Below are 18,745 nucleotides of genomic sequence, written 5' to 3' on the forward strand. Positions count from 1 at the left end.
CTTCGGGAGCGGCGGCGGGGCGCTACGCGGTGAAGCGCGGGAAGGCGCTGCGGCCGGCGTAGACGGCGGCCTCGCCGAGCTCTTCCTCGATGCGGAGGAGCTGGTTGTACTTGGCGACGCGCTCGGAGCGGGCGGGGGCGCCCGTCTTGATCTGACCGGCGTCGGTGGCGACGGCGAGGTCGGCGATCGTCGTGTCCTCTGTCTCGCCGGAGCGGTGCGAGAGCACGGCGGTCATGCCGTTGCGCTGGGCGAGGGAGACTGCATCCAGGGTCTCGGTCAGGGTGCCGATCTGGTTGACCTTGACCAGGATGCTGTTCGCGGCCTTGACCTCGATCCCCTTGGCGAGACGCTTCGGGTTGGTGACGAACAGGTCGTCGCCGACGAGCTGCAGCTTGCTGCCGAGCTCGGCGTTGAGGTGGGCCCAGCCCTCCCAGTCGTCCTCGGCCAGTGGGTCCTCGATGGAGACCAGCGGGTAGTTCGCCGCGAGCTCCGCGTAGTACGCGGACATCTCGGCCGCGCTGCGGTCCTGGCCCTCGAAGCGGTAGACGCCGTTCTCGAAGAACTCGGTGGATGCGACGTCGAGGCCGAGCGCGATGTCGCGGCCGACGGTGAAGCCCGCGTTCTGGATGGCCTCGGAGATGAGGTCGAGCGCCGCACGGTTGTGCTCCAGCTCCGGAGCGAAGCCGCCCTCGTCGCCGAGGCCGGTGTTGAGGCCCTTCTGCTTGAGCAGCGACTTGAGCGAGTGGTAGGTCTCGACACCCCAGCGCAGGGCCTCGGAGAACGTCTCAGCGCCGATCGGCAGGACCATGAACTCCTGGATGTCCACGCCGGTGTCCGCGTGCGCGCCACCGTTGATGATGTTCATCATCGGCACGGGCAGGGTGTGCGCGTTCGGGCCGCCCACGTAGCGGAACAGCGGAAGGTCGGCCGAGTCGGCGGCGGCCTTGGCGACGGCCAGCGAGACGCCGAGGATGGCGTTCGCGCCGAGACGCTTCTTGTTGTCGGTGCCGTCGAGCTCGATCATGGCGGAGTCGACGAGGCGCTGGTCTGCTGCCTCGAAGCCCTCGATGGCCGGGCCGATCTCGTCGAGCACGGCGTCGACGGCCTTCTGCACGCCCTTGCCGAGGTAGCGGTCCTTGTCGCCGTCGCGAAGCTCGTACGCCTCGAACGCGCCGGTCGACGCGCCGGACGGGACGGCGGCACGGCTGACCGTGCCGTCTTCGAGAAGCACCTCGACCTCGACGGTCGGGTTTCCGCGCGAGTCGAGAATCTCGCGAGCGCCTACAGCTTCGATCTGAGCCACAACAGTCTCCTTGTTTCACATGTGTGTGGGGGTGGTTAAATCAGCGGTGATCCGCTCGCCAGTCTACTGAGGTCGGGAGAACGCATCCGACCGGGGTGGATGCGCCAAGCCCCGGCCTGTGGATGCGCGGCTCAGTCCCGCACGCCGCCGCGCAGCGCGTCGAACAGCGCCTCCAGCCGCGCCCGGTGCTCCCGCAGCACCGTCGCCTCCGCCTCTCCCCCGATCAGTCGCCGCGCCGTGTCCACCAGCACCGTGCCGTATCCGGCGATGAAGAACGCCGCGAACAACCCGGCGTCGCCCGTGTACGCCTCGTCCGCGTCGAGTTCGTCGGCGAGAGTGCGCTGCAGTTCGGAGGAGATCTCGCGTGCGCGGGCGATCAGCGCCGGCGACCCCGCGACCGTGCGGAAGAACGGGATCGATCTGCCGTCCACCCCGGAGAGCGGGCTGCGCTCGTCGACCAGCCGGAGCGTCGCGTCCCGCAGCGACCCGAGCACGTCCGTGCCGTCCGCCCTGTCGCGCACGGCCGTCCTGAGCAGGTCCACGGCGTCGGCCGCCCTGTCGAGGAAGAGGTCTTCCTTTCGCGGGAAGTGATTGAACACCGTCACGCTCGACACGCCGGCTGCGCGAGCGACCTCGGCGACCGTCACGGCATCGAACCCGCGTTCGAGGAAGAGTCCGGACGCGATCTCCGCGATCCTGGCGCGCGTCTGCGGCCCGCCGCGCTCGCTGTTCCTGGGCATTCACCCTCACTCTCTTGTGTGACTAAGTTTAGTGACATAACCTAGTGGCATGTCCTCCACTCCGGCTCCTGTCATTATCCGCGAGGCGTCCCGCTCGCCCCGCTCGCCCCGCTCGCCCCGTTCGCTCCGCGAGGCGTGGCTCGCCCTCACCGGGCTGTCCGCCGTCTTCCTGTTCGAGATGCTCGACAACTCGATTCTCAACGTCGCGCTGCCGACCATCGGGCGCGAGCTCCACGCATCCACCACCGGGCTGCAGTGGGTGACGGGCGCGTACGCGGTCGTGTTCGGCGGGCTGATGCTGGCGTTCGGCGCCGTCTCCGACCGGTTCGGGAGACGACGCGTGATGCTCGTCGGCCTCGTCCTGCTCGGGCTGGCGAGCCTCGCCACCGCGTTCGTCACCACGCCGGAGCAGCTGATCGCCGTGCGCGTCGCGATGGGCGTCGCCGCCGCGATGACCACCCCGGGCTCGATGGCACTCGCGTTCCGTCTGTTCGCGGACGACGGGCTCCGCGTGCGCGCGATCACCCTGATCTCCACGGTGGGGCTCGTCGGGCTCGCGATCGGGCCGACGGTCGGCGGGCTCGTCCTCGCCATCGCGCCCTGGCAGGTGCTGCTGCTGGTCAATGTGCCGATCGCCGCCCTCGCGTTCCTGAGCATCCGGTTCGGGGTGGCGAAGGATGCCGCCGCCGACCTGCACCGCGACCCTCTGGACATCGCGGGCGCCGTCGTCGGCACGCTCACGATCGTGCTCGCCCTCGTCGCTCCGACACTGTTCGTCGATCTGGGCGCCGGGGCGTGGCAGCCGTGGACGGTGACCGCCGCCGCTGTCGTCGGCGCGATCCTGTTCGTGCTGCGCGAACGTTCCGCGGCGCACCCGCTGCTCGACCTGAAGCTGGTCGCGCATCCCCTGGTGTCGAGCGGGCTGGCGTTCAAGGCGGCGACCGGCATCGCGACCGCCGGCCTCGGCTACCTGGTGACGCTGCAGCTGCAGCTCGCCTGGGGCTGGCCGCCCGCCCTCGCCGCCATCGGGATGCTGCCGCAGGTCGTCGTGCTCATCGCCGGCGGCGCCGTCATCACGCCCCTCGTGCGGAGGATCGGCCTCGAGCGCGCAGGATGGATGGGCGCGGTCACGGTCGTCGCCGGCCTCGCGGTCTACGCCGCGCTGAGCCGGTACGGCTACGTCTGGGTGGCGGTCGCGCTCGTGCTTGTGGCCGCCGGGATGCGCGTGGTCGGCGTCGTCGCCGGAACCAACGTGATGCGCGGTCTGCCGGAGAACCGCACCACCATCGGCGCCGCCCTCACCGACACGTCCACCGAAGTGGCCTCCGGCGTGGGCATCGCGATCACCGGAACCATCCTGGCGTCCCTGTTCACCGGCACCATCGCCTCCGTGCACTGGACGGCGGCCCAGGCAGCGGAGTTCGGCGACGCAGTGACCATCGCGGGCGTGACGCTCACGGTGCTCGCCGGCGCGCTCGTCGGCTGGGGCATCGCCCGCTCCCGCCGCGGCGCCGAGCCGGCGCCTGCCAGGGTGGACGCCTAGGCCGCTCCCCTCACGACGGTGGGCCCGCAGTGCGTCATGGTCTCCGTCCAGACGGAGAACTCGCCCGACACGCCTGCGTCTCCGTACCGAAGGAGTTCCCGCGCCCAAACGCCGCCCTTCTCCGTCCGAACGGAGAACCCGCGTTCACGGCCGATGTCCGTCCGAACGGAGAACCCGCGTTCACGGCCGATGTCCGTCCGGACGGAGAAAGCGTCGCTCCGGCCCCTCGCTCTCCGTCCGAACGGAACGACACGCCGGGGCTCTGAGCGGAACTCCGTCGGAACGGAAGCGCAGCGGTCAGCGAGGCGGTCAGCCCAGCGGCTTGATCTCGAGCGAGGCCGCATCCGTCGTGTCGGCGGTCACGAAGGCGAACGACCGGAAGCCGGAGGCCTCCGCGCGGTCGAGCACAGCCTTCAGGTTCTTGGCCCTGCGGTCGAGGCGCACCCTGCGTCCGGAGGCGATCAGCTCCGACTTCACCGCGAGCAGCCTGTCCAGCGCCACGGCGGGGTCGTAGACCAGCACGATCGCATCGGCGGACGCGTCCGTCGGCACCTCGATGAGGTCCACGACCCGCTCGAAGCCGATCGAGAAACCGCAGGCGGGGACGTCGGTGCCGAGGAAGCGGCCGATCATCCCGTCGTAGCGACCGCCGCCGCCCACCGAGCTGCCGGAGCCGGGGTGGGCGATCTCGAAGATCGTGCCGGTGTAGTAGCCCATGCCGCGCACCAGGGTCGGGTCGAAGCGAAGCGTCACACCGGTCGGCAACGTATCGAGCGCGTGCGCCAGCGACTCCAGCGCGGCGATCGCGTCGGTGTCCACACCGTCTGGCAGGATGCCGGTGATCGCCTCGACGGTCAGCGCGACGCCGCCGTCGGCGAGGTGCGGCTCCAGGTTCTCCAGGATGCCGCCGAGCACGGCGGCCGAGTCTGCGCCGTCCGCGCTCAGCTCCTTCACCACGCCCTCCGCGCCGATCTTGTCGAGCTTGTCGATCGAGATCAGCACCTGCGGCCAGCGCGACTCCGCGAAACCGCAGAACTCGAGCAGCCCGTTCAGGATGCGCCTGTCGTTGATGCGGATCGTGCAGTTCTGCAGGCCAAGCGCATCCAGTGCGGCCGCCGTCGCCGTGATCAGCTCCACCTCGGCGAGCTGACCCGCCTCGCCGATGATGTCGATGTCGCACTGCACGAACTGGCGGTACCTGCCCTTCTGCGGGCGCTCAGCGCGCCACACCGGGGCGATCTGGATGGAGCGGAACACCGGAGGCAGCTCAGCGCGGTGGGTGGCGTAGAACCGGGCGAGCGGCACGGTCAGGTCGAAGCGCAGACCGAGGTCGGTGAGGCTGAGGACGTCTCCGGAGTCGATGGCCGCGCGCAGGTCGTCGGCGTCGAGGCCGCGCTTGAGCACGCTGAACGCCAGCTTCTCGTTGTCGCCGCCGAGCCCGGAGTGCAGGCGCGCGACGTCCTCGACCACCGGCGTCTCGATCTCGTCGAACCCGTGCGAGGCGAAACTGCGCCTGATCACCCCGAGCGCGTGCTCCCTGCGCGCCTTGTCTGCCGGGAGGAAGTCGCGCATACCGCGGGGCGGGGTGATCGGAGAAGCCATGCGAACGATTCTTCCATGCCGGCGCATCCGCCACAGCGCGCGAGTAGCGTGGCAGCGGTGAGCATCGAACCGTTCCGCATCCACCTGTCAGACGACACCATCGACGACCTGCTGGCACGGCTCTCCGCCACCCGCTACGTGCAGCCGATCGGCCGGGCGCCCTGGGAGGGCGGCGCGGGAGAGCCCGTGCTGCGCGACCTGGTCGACTCCTGGCTGCGGTTCGACTGGCGGGCACAGGAGGAACGGCTGAACTCCTACGACCAGTACCTCGCGGATGTGGGCGGTCACCGCATCCACTTCGTGCGGGTGCCTGCTGCCGGGTCGGCGGAGACGCGCATCCCGTTGCTGCTGCTGCACGGCTGGCCGAGCGCGTACACCGAGTACCTTCCGCTCGCCGAGCGGCTGGCCAACCCGGCAGGCTCAGGGTCGGATGCGCGGATCGCGTTCGACGTGATCGTGCCGTCGCTGCCCGGCTTCGTGTTCTCCGAGCTGCCCGACCGGCCGCTGACCAGGCAGGCCATCGCCGACGACCTGCACGAACTGATGACGACCGTGCTCGGCTACGACCGCTACGCGGCGTTCGGCGGCGACATCGGCGGAGGGGCGGCGACCTGGCTCGGCGTCGACCACGCCGACCGGGTGATCGGAGTGCAGCTCCTGCACGCCCCCTTCCCCGCGGACGACGAACCGCACAGCGAGGAGGAGCGCGCGTATCTCGCCGCGGTCAACGCGTACGACGCCTCGGACGGCGGCTACAGCGAGATCATGTGCACCAGACCGGACACCATCTCCGCGGCGCTCGGCGACTCTCCCGCCGGGCTGCTCTCCTGGATCGCTGACAAGTGGCACGACTGGGTCGACGGCGAGCTCGACACGGTGGTGCCACGGGATGCACTCCTCACCATCGCGACGCTGTACTGGGCCACAGGGAGCATCGGAACGTCGTTCCAGCAGTACTTCGACTACGACGCGAACCCTCCGCGGCCGCCGATCGTGGCGCCGGTGGGCGTGCTGCTCAGCAGGGAGCCGGTGATGGACGGATTCCCGCAGTCGCTCGCCGAACGCGCGGCGGCCGACCTCCGCGTGTTCGAGCGTGCACCCCGTGGCGGGCACTTCCTCGGGCTGGAGCAGCCCGACCTCGCCGCCGACCGCATCCGCGCGTTTTTCGCCTCGCTCGCCTGAGCCGCCGCGGCGTAAGATGAGGGCGTTGCCACCCTCATGGTCGTGCCCTGCGGCTTCGGTGGTGTCCCGATGGACCTGACATGAGTCGCATCCGTCCGACCACGGGTAGATGCTCGCTGTCAGACACAAGGCCGACAACGTGCCCGTCAGCCATCCAGGAGAGTCGCGCAACCGCGCCTCTCACCCGAATGGCGGGCTGACAACGCCTAGCGGGCGCGCTGCCGGTCGTCGGGACGGCCGTGACGCTGCCGCCCCGCTCGGCCCCCGCCCCGCCCGGACTCCGATTCAGCCGCTAGTCGCCCAGCCGGTGGTGGCGGCCGAGCGGAACCACCAGCGGCGTCGCCGTCACAGGGTCGGACGCGATCACCGACTCCACGCCGAACACGTCGCGCACCAGCTCCGCCGTGACCACGTCGCCTGGCGCACCGGCCGCGACGATCGCCCCCGCGCGCATCGCGATGAGGTGGTCGGCGTAGCGCGCGGCCAGGTTGAGGTCGTGCAGCACCATCACCACCGTCGTCCCGCGGGCGGCGTTGAGGTCGAGCAGCAGGTCGAGCACGTCGATCTGGTGGCTGATGTCGAGGAACGTCGTCGGCTCGTCGAGCAGCAGGATGTCCGTCTGCTGGGCGAGCGCCATCGCGATCCACACCCGCTGCCGCTGACCGCCGGACAGCTCGTCGATCGCGCGGTCGGCGAGGTCGGCCACGCCAGTCGACACCATCGCGGACGCGACCGCCTCGTCGTCCTCCGCCGTCCAGCGGCGGAACCAGCCCTGATGCGGGTAGCGGCCGCGCCCGACCAGGTCGGCCACCGTGATGCCGTCCGGCGCCGTGGGAGTCTGCGGCAGCAACCCGAGTTTCGTCGCCACCTGCTTGGTCGGCAGCGAGTGGATGTCCGCGCCGTCCAGCAGCACCGTGCCGGATTCGGGGGCGAGCAGCCTGGACAGCCCGCGCAGCAGCGTGGACTTGCCGCACGCGTTCGGGCCGACGATGGCCGTGACCGTGCCGGGCGGCACCTCCAGGTCGAGGCCGTCGACGACGACCCTGCCCTCGTAGGAGAGGGTCAGGTCGCGCGCGGCGAGTTCGTGGGTGGTGGTCATGGTCAGCCTCCCCGGCCGATTCGATTGGTCCTGGTCAGCAACCAGAGCAGGTAGGGCGCGCCGACGACGCCGGTGACGACTCCGACGGGGAACGCCACGTCAGGCACCGCGAACTGAGCAACGATGTCGGAGACGACGAGCACCAGCGCGCCCACCAGCGCGGACGGGACGAGCGCGAGCGAGCCGCGGCCGACCAGCCTCCTGGCGATCGGTGCGGAGAGGAACGCGACGAACGCGATCGGCCCCGCAACGGACACCGCGACCGCAGCGAGAGCGACGGCGACGAGCACCACGAGCAGACGGGTCCGCTCGACCTGCACACCCACCGCCGCCGCCGTGTCGTCGCCGAGGCCGAGCGCCGAGAGCGGCCTGCCGAGCAGCAGCGCGCACGGCACGAGCACCACGGCGCTCACCGCCAGCACGGTCAGCGCGACGGGGTCGACGCTGTTGATGCTCCCGGTCAGCCAGACGAGCGCCTGCTGCACGTCGGTGAGGGCCGCCGTCGTGAGCACGTACGACACGATCGCCCCTGCGATGGCGGCGAAGCCGATGCCGATCAGCACGAACCGGTAGCCGCTGATGCCGCCGCGCCAGGCCAGCAGGTAGATGACGATGGCGGCGACCAGCGTCCCCGCCACGACGACGCCGGACAGCGCCAGGCCGGTCAGCCCGAACCAGACCAGCGCGATCGCGCCGGTCGCGCTCGCGCTCGCCGTGATGCCGATGATGTCCGGGCTCGCCAGCGGGTTGCGCGCGATCGACTGGATGAGGGCGCCGGAGAGCCCCAGGCAGCCGCCGACCAGCACGGCCGCGAGCAGCCGCGGCAGCCGCAGTTCCAGGATCACGAACTGGGTGAGCCGATCCGCCCTGCCGACCAGCGCAGCGAGGATGTCGCCGGGCGCGACCGCCGCGGCGCCGAGACTCAGCGACACGGCGGAGACGAGCACGATGAGCACGGCGAGCACCACGGACACCCGGATCACCCGGGATGCGCGTGAACGTCGATCGGCGGTGGATGCGCGCGAAGCGGCGACCGCAGCGGCCCCCGCCGGTTCCTGTGCGGCCCCTGCCCGCGCATCCGTCGTCACAGGCTCACCAGCTTGCGACGGCGCACGAGCGCGATGAACACGGGAGCGCCGACCACCGCGGTGACGACGCCGACCTGCAGTTCGCCCGGCCAGGCCACCAGGCGGCCGATCACGTCGCAGGCGATCAGCATGGTCGGCGCGATCACGGCCGAGAACGCGAGGATCCAGCGATAGTCGGCGCCCACCACCCAGCGCGCGACGTGCGGGATGACGAGCCCGACGAACGCGATCGGGCCGACGGCGGCGGTCGCCGACCCGCAGAGCAGCACGATGGCGACGGCCGCGAACACCCTGGACACCCCGACCTTCTGGCCGAGCCCGCGCGCCACATCGTCGCCGAGCGCCAGCCCGTTGAGCGCCCTGCCGAGCGCGAGGGCGACGATCGCGCCGATCACGATGGTGGGGAGCACCTGCCAGAACACGCCGAGGTTGCGTCCGGCGAGTGAGCCGACCTGCCAGAACCGCAGCGAGTCGAGCGACACGCGGCTGGTCAGCAGCACGGCCGTGATGAGCGAGCCGAGCGCGGCAGAGACCGCTGCCCCCGCGAGCGCGAGCTTGATCGGCGTCGCGCCCTCGCGGCCGGCGGACGCCACCGCGTACACGATCACCGATGCGACGGCGGCTCCCGCGAACGCGAACCAGACGTACCCGCCCGCGGTGGTGATGCCGAACACCGCGATGGCGATCACCACGGCGAGAGACGCCCCGAAGTTCACGCCAAGGATGCCGGGGTCGGCGAGCGGGTTGCGGGACAGCCCCTGCATGACCGTGCCGGCGAGGCCGAGCGCGAGCCCGGCGCTCAGCCCGAGCAGGGTGCGCGGCAGGCGGCTGTCGACGACGATCAGCGATGCCTCGCTGCTCCTGTCGTAGTGGAACAGCGCGTGGAACACGGTCGCGGGATCGAGCGGGTTGGAGCCCAGCATCAGGCTCAGGATGCACACCACCAGCAGCGCGACGATCGCAATGCCGAACCCGTACGACAGCCGACGCCGACGGCGGCCAGTGGATGCGCTGCCTGCGCCACTGCGCTGGCCGCCCCTTCCGTGGCCGTCGTTCGCCGCCGCGCTCGTCGGCGGCACCGCACTGGTGGTCATCCGGCCCGCTACTTGACCTTGTCGGCCGCGGCCGCGAGCTCCGGCACGTAGCGGTCGAGCATCCACGGGATGCTCAGCACGCTGGGCGCGCTCGACGCCATGACGAACGCCTCGCCGACGATCGGTGCGAAGCGGCCCTCCTTGATGGTGGGCATCGCGGCGACCAGGGGGTCCGCCGTGAAGGTGTCGACGGCGGACTGCTTGTCGAAGTACATCACCAGGAGGTCGGTGTCGATCTTGGAGAGGTTCTCGTAGCTGACCTGGAAGAAGAAGCTGTCCGCATCCTTCTTGGCGTCGAGCGTGTCGATGCTGGGCGAGTTCTTCAGGCCGAGCTCATTGAGCAGGAGCACGCGGGAGTCCGTGGCCTTGTAGACGTTGATCATGCCCGGCTCGTTGGCGGCGGCGTAGACGAACGTCTTGTCTTTCAGCACGGGGTACTTCGCGGCGAGCGCAGCCACGTTGTCTTCTGTCTTCTTCTTGAGCGCGGTGGCCTCCGCGGAGAGCCCGAGAGCCTTGCCGACGATGTCCGTCTGGTCCTGCCAGCTCGTGCCCCACGGCACCTTCGGGTATGCGACGACCGGCGCGATCTTGCTGAGCTTGTCGTACTCGGCCTGGGTGAGGCCGGAGAGCGGAGCGAGGATGACGTCCGGCTTGGCCTTCACGTACTCCTCGAACGGCACCTCGCCGGTGTCGACGCCGGCGATGAGCTGCGGGGTCTTCGCCTTCAGCTCGGTGAGCTTGTCCGCCACCCAGGGCAGGACGCCGTCTGCGTTGCCGCCGTATGTCATCTTCGGCATGGCGACGGGCACGACGCCGAGCGCGAGGGCGACATCGGCCGCACCCCAGCCCCAGACCGCGACGCGCTCCGGCTTCTTGTCGATCGTCACCGGGCCGAGGGCGCTCTTGATCGTGACGGGGAACGCCCCGGATCCGCTGCTCGAACTGCTCTCGTCGCCAGGCGTACCGGCGCTGCAGCCGGTGAGGATGAGGGCGGCGGTCGCGACGATCGCCGACGCGATCACGGCGACGCGCGACCGGCGGCGCGAAACGGACTCGAACATGCTTCTCCTTCGAGACGGTGAGGGGGTTTAGGCAAGCCTAACCTAACCGTCTCCGCCCTGCCAATCCCGAGTCAGTCGGACGAGACGGACGGAAGCCCGATGATTCCGGCGTCGGAGGCGTCCGCCTCGTACTCGCGGATCTCCGACTGCAGGTCGCGCAGCGTCGAGCGCAGCGCCCGCTCCGCATCCAGTCCCTTGGCCTTCGCCGACGCGACGATCGCCAGCAGCAGCGGGCCGAGCTCGTCCTCCGAGCCCACCTGCACTCCCCCGGCCTCGTGCAGGTCGAGCAGCCCCACCTTCTCCGCACGGCCGAGCAGCTTGTCGGCGAGCGCCAGCGACGGCATGGCCTGCGGGATGCCGTCGAGCACGCTCGTCCGCGACGGCTTCTCGCGCTTCTTGAGGTCGTCCCAGAACTCGACGACGTCGTCGGCGGTCTCCGCCGTCCTGTCTCCGCCGAACACGTGCGGGTGGCGGCCGACCATCTTGGCGGTCATCTGCGCTGCCACATCCTGGATGTCGAAGTCCTCGCCGGGAGTGTGCGCCGCGATGTCGGCGTGGAACAGCACCTGATAGAGCACGTCTCCGAGCTCCTCGATCAGGTCGTCCCTGTTGCCGGTCTCGATCGCCTCGACCAGCTCGTAGGTCTCCTCGATGAGGTACTGCACCAGCGACTCGTGCGTCTGGTCCGCATCCCACGGGCACCCACCAGGGCCGCGCAGCCGTTCCATCACGGCCACCAGCTCGTCCAGCTTGGTCGGCTGCTCCGACGCGGGAGCGGATGAGAAGCTCAGCTCGGTCATCGTGGACGCCTTCCTCGATCGTGGGCAGCGCACCGGCCGCCCTTCCTCCATCCTCCCTCATCCTCCGCCGCCTGACGCCTGCCTCCCCGGTAGAGTGGGTGACTGGTGTGCCGGGAAGTCTGGTCGGCGGGTGACGCGAACGCGTCGCTCCCGCATCCGGCCGCGCGTTCGACGAGAAACTCGAAGCGTGAGATAGGCGAGACCGCATGAGCATCATCCGATCCGAGCGCACAGCCGCAGGACTCCTCCTCGGGGCGGCCGCGCTCGGCCTCCTCCTCGCGAACACGGCAGCGGGGCCCGCCCTGCTCGACCTGCAGCACACGTACGTCGGCGTCGGCGGGCTGCGGATGAGCGTCGGGCACTGGATCAGCGACGGCCTGCTCGCGATCTTCTTCTTCATCGTCGCCGTCGAGCTCAAGCACGAGCTGGTGGCCGGCGAGCTGAACAGCGTGAAGAAGGCCGTGCATCCCGCCATCGCGGCGGTGGCCGGGGTGGTCGTGCCCGCCCTGATCTACCTCGCGTTCACCGCCGGCAGCGGGATGGAGCAGGGCTGGCCCATCCCGACCGCCACCGACATCGCCTTCGCGCTCGGCGTGCTCGCAGTGTTCGGCCGCGGGCTGCCCAACCGGCTGCGCGTGTTCCTGCTGGCGCTCGCGGTGCTGGACGACCTGATTGCGATCCTCATCATCGCGGTCTTCTTCACCACGGACCCCAACCTCGGCGAACTCGCGCTCGCCGGAGTCGCCGTCGCCGCCTTCGGGCTGCTGAGCCGACTGTCGAAGGGCAGGATGCGCGTGCCGATCGGTGTGCTGATGGTCCTGGTCGCCTGCCTGGCCTGGTGGCTGGTCTGGGACTCCGGGGTGCACGCGACGATCGCCGGCGTGGCCCTCGGGCTCGTGATGGCCCGCCGCCCGGCCGGACGGGTCACGCACGCGTTGGAGCCGTGGTCGAACGGCGTCATCCTGCCGCTGTTCGCGTTCTCGGCGGCGCTGGTCGCCATCCCGCAGGTGTCGCCTGCTCAGCTGCAGCCGGCATTCTGGGGCATTCTGGTTGCCCTGCCGGTCGGCAAGGTGATCGGCATCACACTCGGCGGCTGGCTCGGGTCGTTCACCCGCAGCAAGGCGGAACGCGGGAAGATCTCGCTGTTCGGCCTGGTGACCATCGGCATCCTGGGTGGCATCGGCTTCACCGTGTCGCTTCTGATGAACGAGCTGGCGTTCGCGACGAATGAGCTCGTGCGCGCCGAGGGGACGCTCGCCGTCCTCCTCGGCTCCGCCGTCTCGATCGTCGGCGCCGGCGTCTGCGTCACCCTCCTCGCGCGCCGCTATCGCGCGCAGCACCCGCACCCGCGCCCGTGACCGCCTGCTAGGACGCGGCCTCTGCGACGGGCTCCGGCACCGGGAACAGCGCGCCGAGCAGCGTCGAGACCCAGTCGATCAGGTCGGCGTCGTCGAGCGGCTCGCCGTTGATGCGCGGCATCGGCACCGTGACCACCTTGGGAGCAGCGTGGTACTTCGAGCCTGGGTACATGCGCTGCAACCGCACCTGGAGCGAGTCCGGCAGGATGGCAGGCGCCAGACGCAGGTTCGAGCCCATCGCCACCACCTCGCCGAGTCCGGCCCGCTGGGCGGCCCTGCGCAGCCGGGACACCGCGATGAGGTTGCTGACCGCGAGCGGCGGCTCGCCGTAGCGGTCGGTCAGCTCCTCGATCACGAGGTCGATCTGGTCGTCCTTCGCGGCGGGCGAGCTCGCCGTCGACAGCTTCTGATACGCCTCCAGGCGCAGCCTCTCGCTGTCCACGTAGTCCTCGGGGATGTGCGCGTCCACCGGGAGCTCCAGCCGCAGCTCCGTCTGCCCCTCGGCGACCTCGCCGCGGAAGGTGCTCACCGCCTCGCCGATCATCCGCAGATAGAGGTCGAAGCCGACGCCCGCGATGTGCCCGGACTGCTCGCCGCCGAGCAGGTTGCCCGCTCCGCGGATCTCCAGGTCCTTCAGCGCCACCTGCATCCCGCTGCCGAGGTCGTTGTTGGCCGCGATGGTCGACAGCCGGTCGTGCGCCGTCTCGCTGAGCGGCTTGTTCTCGTCCCAGAGGAAGTACGCGTAAGCCCGCTCACGGCCACGACCGACGCGCCCGCGCAGCTGGTGCAACTGGCTCAGGCCGTACTTGTCCGCCCTGTCGATGATGATCGTGTTCGCGTTGGCGATGTCGAGCCCGGTCTCGATGATCGTTGTCGACACCAGCACATCGAACTTCCGCTCCCAGAAGTCCACGACCACCTGCTCCAGCGCGCGCTCGTTCATCTTGCCGTGGGCGACGGCGATGCGCGCCTCCGGCACCAGCTCGGCCAGCTTCGCCGCCTGGCTGGTGATGCTGCCGACGCGGTTGTGCACGAAGAACACCTGGCCCTCGCGCAGCAGCTCGCGCCGGATGGCCGCCGCCACCTGCTTGTCGGAGTACGGCCCGACGAACGTCAGGATCGGGTGTCTGTCCTCCGGCGGGGTGGCGAGCGTCGACATCTCCCTGATGCCCGTCACCGCCATCTCCAGCGTGCGCGGGATGGGCGTGGCGCTCATCGCGAGGATGTCGACGTTGGTCTTCAGCTTCTTCAGCGCGTCCTTGTGCTCGACGCCGAACCGCTGCTCCTCGTCGATGATGACGAGGCCGAGGTCTTTGAGCGTGATGTTGTCGGCGAGGAGCCTGTGGGTGCCGATGACCACATCCACGGTGCCGTCGGCCATGCCGTCGATCGTCTCCTTCGCCTCCTTGTCGGTCTGGAACCGGCTGAGCGCCCTCAGGTGGATGGGGAACCCCGCGAAGCGCTCCTGGAACGTCTCGAAGTGCTGCTTCACCAGCAGCGTCGTCGGCACGAGCATGACCACCTGCTTGCCGTCCTGCACTGCCTTGAAGGCCGCGCGGACGGCGATCTCGGTCTTGCCGAAGCCGACGTCGCCGGAGATGAGCCTGTCCATCGGGATCGGCCGCTCCATGTCGGCCTTCACTTCGTCGATGGTCTGCAGCTGGTCGTGCGTCTCCGCGAACGGGAACGCCTCCTCCAGCTCGCGCTGCCACGGCGTGTCCGGCCCGAACGCGTGACCCTTGCTCGCCATGCGCGCCGAGTAGAGCTTGACCAGCTCCACCGCGATGTCGCGCACCGCTTTGCGTGCACGTCCCTTCGCCGCCGACCAGTCGCTGCCGCCCATCTTGCTGAGCGCAGGGGCCTCCCCGCCCACATACCTGGTCAGCAGGTCGAGCTGGTCGGTGGGCACGAAGAGCTTGTCGCCGGGGTAGCCGCGCTTCGACGGCGCGTACTCGAGCACGAGGTACTCGCGCTTGGACTTGACCGCGTTGCGGCCGCCGCTCGACACTTCGCGCTGGGTCAGCTCCACGAACTTGCCGATGCCGTGGGTCTGGTGCACCACGAAGTCTCCCGGCTTCAGCGCCAGCGGGTCGACGACGTTCTTGCGCCTGGTGGCGAGCTTCTTGACCTGGCGGGAGTCGTAGCCGACCGTGCGCCCGTAGAACTCGCTCTCGCTGATCAGCGCCAGCTTGGTCTCACCGAGCTCGAACCCGTGCTCGACCGTCGCACGCAGCAGGTAGGCGATGCCAGGCTCCGGCTCCGCCGGGTACTCCTCGACCAGGCGTGCAGGAAGCTCGGCCTCGGAGAGGACGTCTGCCGCGCGCTCCACGAGTCCTGCGCCCTCCGCGACGATGGCGACGCTCCAGCCGTCCTTCAACCGGGATGCGACGTGCTCGATCGCCCCGGTGACGTTGCCCTGGAAACTGGGCACGGCCTCCGCGGCGATGCGGAGCTGCAGGTGCTCCTCGATCTCGCGCTCCTCCGGCAGCACCTCGTCGGCCTGGAAGCCGCTCATCGTCCACCACGGGTGATTCGGCGCTTTCTCGCCCGGCTTGCTGAACGTCACGGAGTCGCGCAGCTTCTGCAGGGTGAGGAAGTCGCCGGCCGCGAGGTCGATGGGGGCCGCGGCGCCGACCGTCGCCGCGCTCCACGCGGCGGACAGGAACTCGCGGTTCGTCTCGGCCAGGCTCACGGCACGGCTCGCGACGCGCTCCGGAGAGAGCACGGCGACGGCGGCGCCGTCCGGAAGGTAATGGGTGAGCGGCACGAGCCTGTCGACCAGCGCCGGGGCGAGCGACTCCATGCCCTCCACGGGGATCCCCTCGCCGATCTTGGCGAGCATCGCCGACATGCTCGGGAACTCGTGCTCCATCTCCCGCGCCCGCTGCCGCACAGACTCGCTGAGCAGCAGCTCGCGGCTCGGCGGAAGCGACACCGACGGGATGGGGTCGGGCAGCGACCGCTGATCGGCGACGGAGAACGCGCGGATCTGGTCCACCTCGTCGCCGAAGAAGTCGACGCGGTACGGGTGGTCCCCGTTCGGCGGGAACACGTCGAGGATGCCGCCGCGCACCGCGAACTCGCCGCGGCGGGTGACCATGTCGACGCGCGAGTACGCCAGGTCGACCAGCTGCATGGACAGGCCGGAGAGATCGAACCCTCTCCCGCCCGTTGCGAGCTCGACGGCGGCGTAGTCGGTGAGGTTGTCTGCGAGCGGCTGCAGGGCGGCCCGGACGGACGCGACCAGGATGATCGGTGTCGACCGGTCCCCCGCCTCCCAGTCGGCGAGGCGGCGCAGTGCGGTGAGGCGCTTGCCGACGATCTCCGCGCTGGGGCTGAGCCGCTCGTGCGGCAGCGTCTCCCAGGCGGGGAACTCGATGATCTCGGCGTTCGGGATGACGCAGCCGAGGGCGCCGCGGATCGACTCGGACTCGCGTCCCGTGGCGGTGATCACGAGGATGGCCTGGGAGGCGCCTGCCGCGGCTCTGCGCTGCAGCAGTCCGGCGATCAGCGGGGCGCGCAGGCCGTCGGTGAGCGAGAAGTCGGCGTCACGGGCCGCGGAGGCCAGGGCGTCATCGAACGTGGAGGCGCGCGAAAGCGCTGCGATCAAGCCCTGCAGTATCACTCGCGTTAGTCTACGGACTCCCACCGACACTCGCAGGCGGGATGGCCGGATCGCGCCGCCGAGGGCGGTGGGGGGGGTCAGAGCCACCCGTCGAGCGCCCGCATGAAGCCCGCGTAGTCGTCGCGGTGCACGGTGTGCCCTGCCCCAGGCACCGTCCGCACCACGAAGCCGGCCTCGCCCAGCCGCTCCGCTGCCCGCGGGCTCACGAGCTGCGAACGTCCAGCGAGGACCACCAGCGACGGCACCTGCATGGTCACCGGCGCGCGCAGCGAGCCGCGCCCGACCAGCACCGGCACGACGCCGTGGTCGAACGCCCGCATCGTCTCGAGCTCGATGGCGACGTCGAGCGGGTCCCAGCGCGGATTGCGCTTGGCGATGCGCTCCGCGTTCGCACTCGCGATGGCGCGGAAGAAGGCGGGAGCGAGCTTGCGCTGCCACCATGGCACGTTCGGCCCGAACGCCGGGTCGACATAGACGACACGTTGCGGTTGCAGTTCCTCGACGGCGAGGCTGACGGCGAGGCCGCCCAGCGAGTGGCCGATCACCAGCTCCGGATGCGCCGGGACGGTCTCGACCACATCCCGTGCCAGCAGCTCTGCGGTGTACTCGATCGCGCGCGGGCTCCTGCCGTGCCCGCGGAGGTCGACCGCGATCACGTGGTAGCCGAGCTCGGCGAGGCCCGGGCCGACCCTGCGCCAGTTGCGCGAGTCCGACATCGCCCCGTGCACGAGGATCGCGTAGCGGTCGCCTGTGCCCCACTCGCGCGTGAAGAGTTTCATGCCGGAACCATACGAGCCCAGCCTGCGGATGGCATCGGGATGCGCTGGACGCCCGTCCAGTGGATGCTGGACGTCAGCCGTGCGCGGTCTCAGCGAGCGGTGTGGAAGCGCAGCTGAGCAGCGGTGATGCCGTCCGACGCGATCTGCTCGACCGCATCCGCCGCATCGGAGACGAGGATCGGGAGGGTCTTCCGCTCTGTACTGCTGAAGCCCTTGAGCACGTGATCGGCCGCTGCCTGCGCACCGGGGGGCCGCCCGACGCCGACGCGCACACGGGTGAAGTCGCCCGTGCCGATCGCGGAGATCACGTCGCGGACGCCGTTGTGCCCTCCGTGACCTCCGCCGAACTTGAGCTTGAGGGTGTCGAACGGGATGTCGAGCTCGTCCTGGACGACGATGAGCTGCGATGGTTCGAGCGAGTAGAAGCGCAGCAACTGCGCGACCGGCCCGCCTGAGACGTTCATGAACGTGTTCGGCTTGGCCAGGATGTACCGCGGTCCACCGGGGGCGATGCGCCCCTCGGCGACCGTGGCGTTCGTCTTGTGGGTCTTGAAGGTGAGACGGCCGCGCTCCGCGAGCTCGTCGAGCACCATCTGCCCCACGTTGTGACGCGTGGCGGCGTAGCCGGGCCCGGGGTTGCCGAGCCCGACTACGAGCCAGGGTGAATCCATCGAGCTGGTTACTCGGCGTCCGACTCGGCGGCAGCGGCAGCCGACGCGGCGGAAGCAGCCTCGGCGACAGCGGCGTCGGCCTCTTCGTCCGCACGCGAGGAAGCGGGGACGATGACGTTGAGGATGAGCAGCTCCGGGTCTTCTGCGAGTGCGGCGCCGGCCGGGAGGACGAAGTCCTTGGCGTGGAACTGGGTGCCCTCCTCGGCGTCGGTGACGTCGAGCACGATGCGCTCGGGGATGTGGGTCGCTTCGACCTCGAGGCGCAGGGTCGGGACGTCGAGCATCGCGATGGTGCCGGGGTAGGTCTCGCCCTCGACGTGCACGGGGACCTCGACGGAGACCTTCTCGCCGCTGCGGATCACGATGAGGTCGAGGTGCTCGATGATCTGCAGCACCGGGTCCTTCTGGACGTCCTTGACGAGGACGAGCTGGCTCTTGCCTGCGATGTCGAGGTCGAGGACCGCGTTCGCCTTGCGGAGCAGGAGGCCGACCTGGTGGGCGGGAACCGTCACGTGGATGGGGTCGGTGCCGTGACCGTAGACGACGGCGGGGATCTTGCCTGCTGCGCGGATCTTGCGCGCTGCGCCCTTGCCGAAGCTCTCGCGTGCCTCGGTAACGACCTTGTTGGACTCGTCAGCCATGATTGTCTCCTTGCCGGGCGCTCCCGGCTGTCGGGCGAGCGTTGCTCGCAGTGTCTGGTTGTGTTCGACTCGAACGCATCGTTCTGATGAAAGACGTGTGAGGAAAGACTGCGAAGCCCTGCTCCACCGCGTCGATTACGGACTGCGCGCGTGACCGCG

Annotated in this window: 15 protein-coding genes; 3 read left to right on the plus strand and 12 right to left on the minus strand. The window is 70.1% G+C overall.

The window, feature by feature from the left end; all coding sequences use genetic code 11:
- Window positions 1-22: 22 nt before the first annotated feature.
- Complete coding sequence (gene eno, locus ACIRCZ_RS06950; RefSeq protein ID WP_055895501.1) at window positions 23-1,303, minus strand: phosphopyruvate hydratase; 1,281 nt, start codon at window positions 1,301-1,303, stop codon at window positions 23-25.
- A 131-nt stretch (window positions 1,304-1,434) separates the two neighbouring features.
- Window positions 1,435-2,043: a TetR/AcrR family transcriptional regulator gene (locus tag ACIRCZ_RS06955; RefSeq protein WP_402851049.1), complete on the minus strand. Its 609-nt coding sequence runs from the start codon at window positions 2,041-2,043 to the stop codon at window positions 1,435-1,437.
- A gap of 49 nt (window positions 2,044-2,092) precedes the next feature.
- On the opposite strand from ACIRCZ_RS06955, the gene ACIRCZ_RS06960 reads away from it, so the two are divergent.
- Window positions 2,093-3,586, plus strand: a complete 1,494-nt coding sequence (locus ACIRCZ_RS06960) for an MFS transporter (RefSeq protein ID WP_402851052.1) — start codon at window positions 2,093-2,095, stop codon at window positions 3,584-3,586.
- Between the two features lie 309 nt (window positions 3,587-3,895).
- On the opposite strand, the gene hisS is transcribed toward ACIRCZ_RS06960, so the two are convergent.
- Window positions 3,896-5,188, minus strand: coding sequence for a histidine--tRNA ligase (gene hisS / locus ACIRCZ_RS06965; RefSeq protein WP_402851055.1), 1,293 nt, complete (start codon window positions 5,186-5,188; stop codon window positions 3,896-3,898).
- Between the two features lie 57 nt (window positions 5,189-5,245).
- Between hisS and ACIRCZ_RS06970 the strand changes: the two genes are divergently transcribed.
- On the plus strand, window positions 5,246-6,370 hold the full coding sequence (locus ACIRCZ_RS06970) for an epoxide hydrolase family protein (RefSeq protein ID WP_402851058.1): 1,125 nt from the start codon (window positions 5,246-5,248) through the stop codon (window positions 6,368-6,370).
- Window positions 6,371-6,662: 292 nt separating this feature from the next.
- On the opposite strand, the gene ACIRCZ_RS06975 is transcribed toward ACIRCZ_RS06970, so the two are convergent.
- From ACIRCZ_RS06975 to ACIRCZ_RS06995, 5 genes are all read right to left on the minus strand, one after another.
- A complete protein-coding gene (locus ACIRCZ_RS06975) occupies window positions 6,663-7,469 on the minus strand; it encodes an ABC transporter ATP-binding protein (RefSeq protein WP_402851061.1) in 807 nt (268 codons plus the stop codon).
- Between the two features lie 2 nt (window positions 7,470-7,471).
- Window positions 7,472-8,557 carry a FecCD family ABC transporter permease gene (locus tag ACIRCZ_RS06980; protein WP_402851064.1) on the minus strand — a complete coding sequence of 362 codons (1,086 nt, stop codon included), beginning with the start codon at window positions 8,555-8,557 and terminating at the stop codon, window positions 7,472-7,474.
- Window positions 8,554-9,651 carry a FecCD family ABC transporter permease gene (locus ACIRCZ_RS06985; RefSeq protein ID WP_402851067.1) on the minus strand — a complete coding sequence of 366 codons (1,098 nt, stop codon included), beginning with the start codon at window positions 9,649-9,651 and terminating at the stop codon, window positions 8,554-8,556. The genes ACIRCZ_RS06980 and ACIRCZ_RS06985 overlap by 4 nt, the downstream gene beginning before the upstream one ends.
- 8 nt (window positions 9,652-9,659) lie before the next feature.
- On the minus strand, window positions 9,660-10,712 hold the full coding sequence (locus tag ACIRCZ_RS06990; RefSeq protein WP_402851070.1) for an iron-siderophore ABC transporter substrate-binding protein: 1,053 nt from the start codon (window positions 10,710-10,712) through the stop codon (window positions 9,660-9,662).
- 71 nt (window positions 10,713-10,783) lie between these two features.
- Window positions 10,784-11,512, minus strand: coding sequence for a MazG family protein (locus tag ACIRCZ_RS06995; protein WP_402851072.1), 729 nt, complete (start codon window positions 11,510-11,512; stop codon window positions 10,784-10,786).
- A gap of 206 nt (window positions 11,513-11,718) precedes the next feature.
- Between ACIRCZ_RS06995 and nhaA the strand changes: the two genes are divergently transcribed.
- Window positions 11,719-12,870, plus strand: coding sequence for a Na+/H+ antiporter NhaA (gene nhaA / locus ACIRCZ_RS07000; RefSeq protein WP_402851075.1), 1,152 nt, complete (start codon window positions 11,719-11,721; stop codon window positions 12,868-12,870).
- Window positions 12,871-12,877: 7 nt separating this feature from the next.
- On the opposite strand, the gene mfd is transcribed toward nhaA, so the two are convergent.
- The 4 genes from mfd to ACIRCZ_RS07020 form a co-directional block, all read right to left on the minus strand.
- The gene (mfd, locus tag ACIRCZ_RS07005) at window positions 12,878-16,495 is read right to left on the minus strand and encodes a transcription-repair coupling factor (RefSeq protein WP_402851078.1); all 3,618 of its coding nucleotides are present in this window, start codon (window positions 16,493-16,495) and stop codon (window positions 12,878-12,880) included.
- Between the two features lie 77 nt (window positions 16,496-16,572).
- Complete coding sequence (locus ACIRCZ_RS07010; protein WP_055895481.1) at window positions 16,573-17,274, minus strand: alpha/beta fold hydrolase; 702 nt, start codon at window positions 17,272-17,274, stop codon at window positions 16,573-16,575.
- A gap of 89 nt (window positions 17,275-17,363) precedes the next feature.
- The gene (gene pth / locus ACIRCZ_RS07015; RefSeq protein WP_055895480.1) at window positions 17,364-17,945 is read right to left on the minus strand and encodes an aminoacyl-tRNA hydrolase; all 582 of its coding nucleotides are present in this window, start codon (window positions 17,943-17,945) and stop codon (window positions 17,364-17,366) included.
- A gap of 8 nt (window positions 17,946-17,953) precedes the next feature.
- Entirely contained in the window at window positions 17,954-18,586 is a 633-nt protein-coding gene (locus ACIRCZ_RS07020; RefSeq protein ID WP_055895479.1) for a 50S ribosomal protein L25/general stress protein Ctc, read from the minus strand.
- Window positions 18,587-18,745 lie beyond the last annotated feature (159 nt).

The organism is Leifsonia sp. NPDC102414 (assembly GCF_044765685.1).
In the GTDB taxonomy this organism is placed as follows: domain Bacteria; phylum Actinomycetota; class Actinomycetes; order Actinomycetales; family Microbacteriaceae; genus Leifsonia.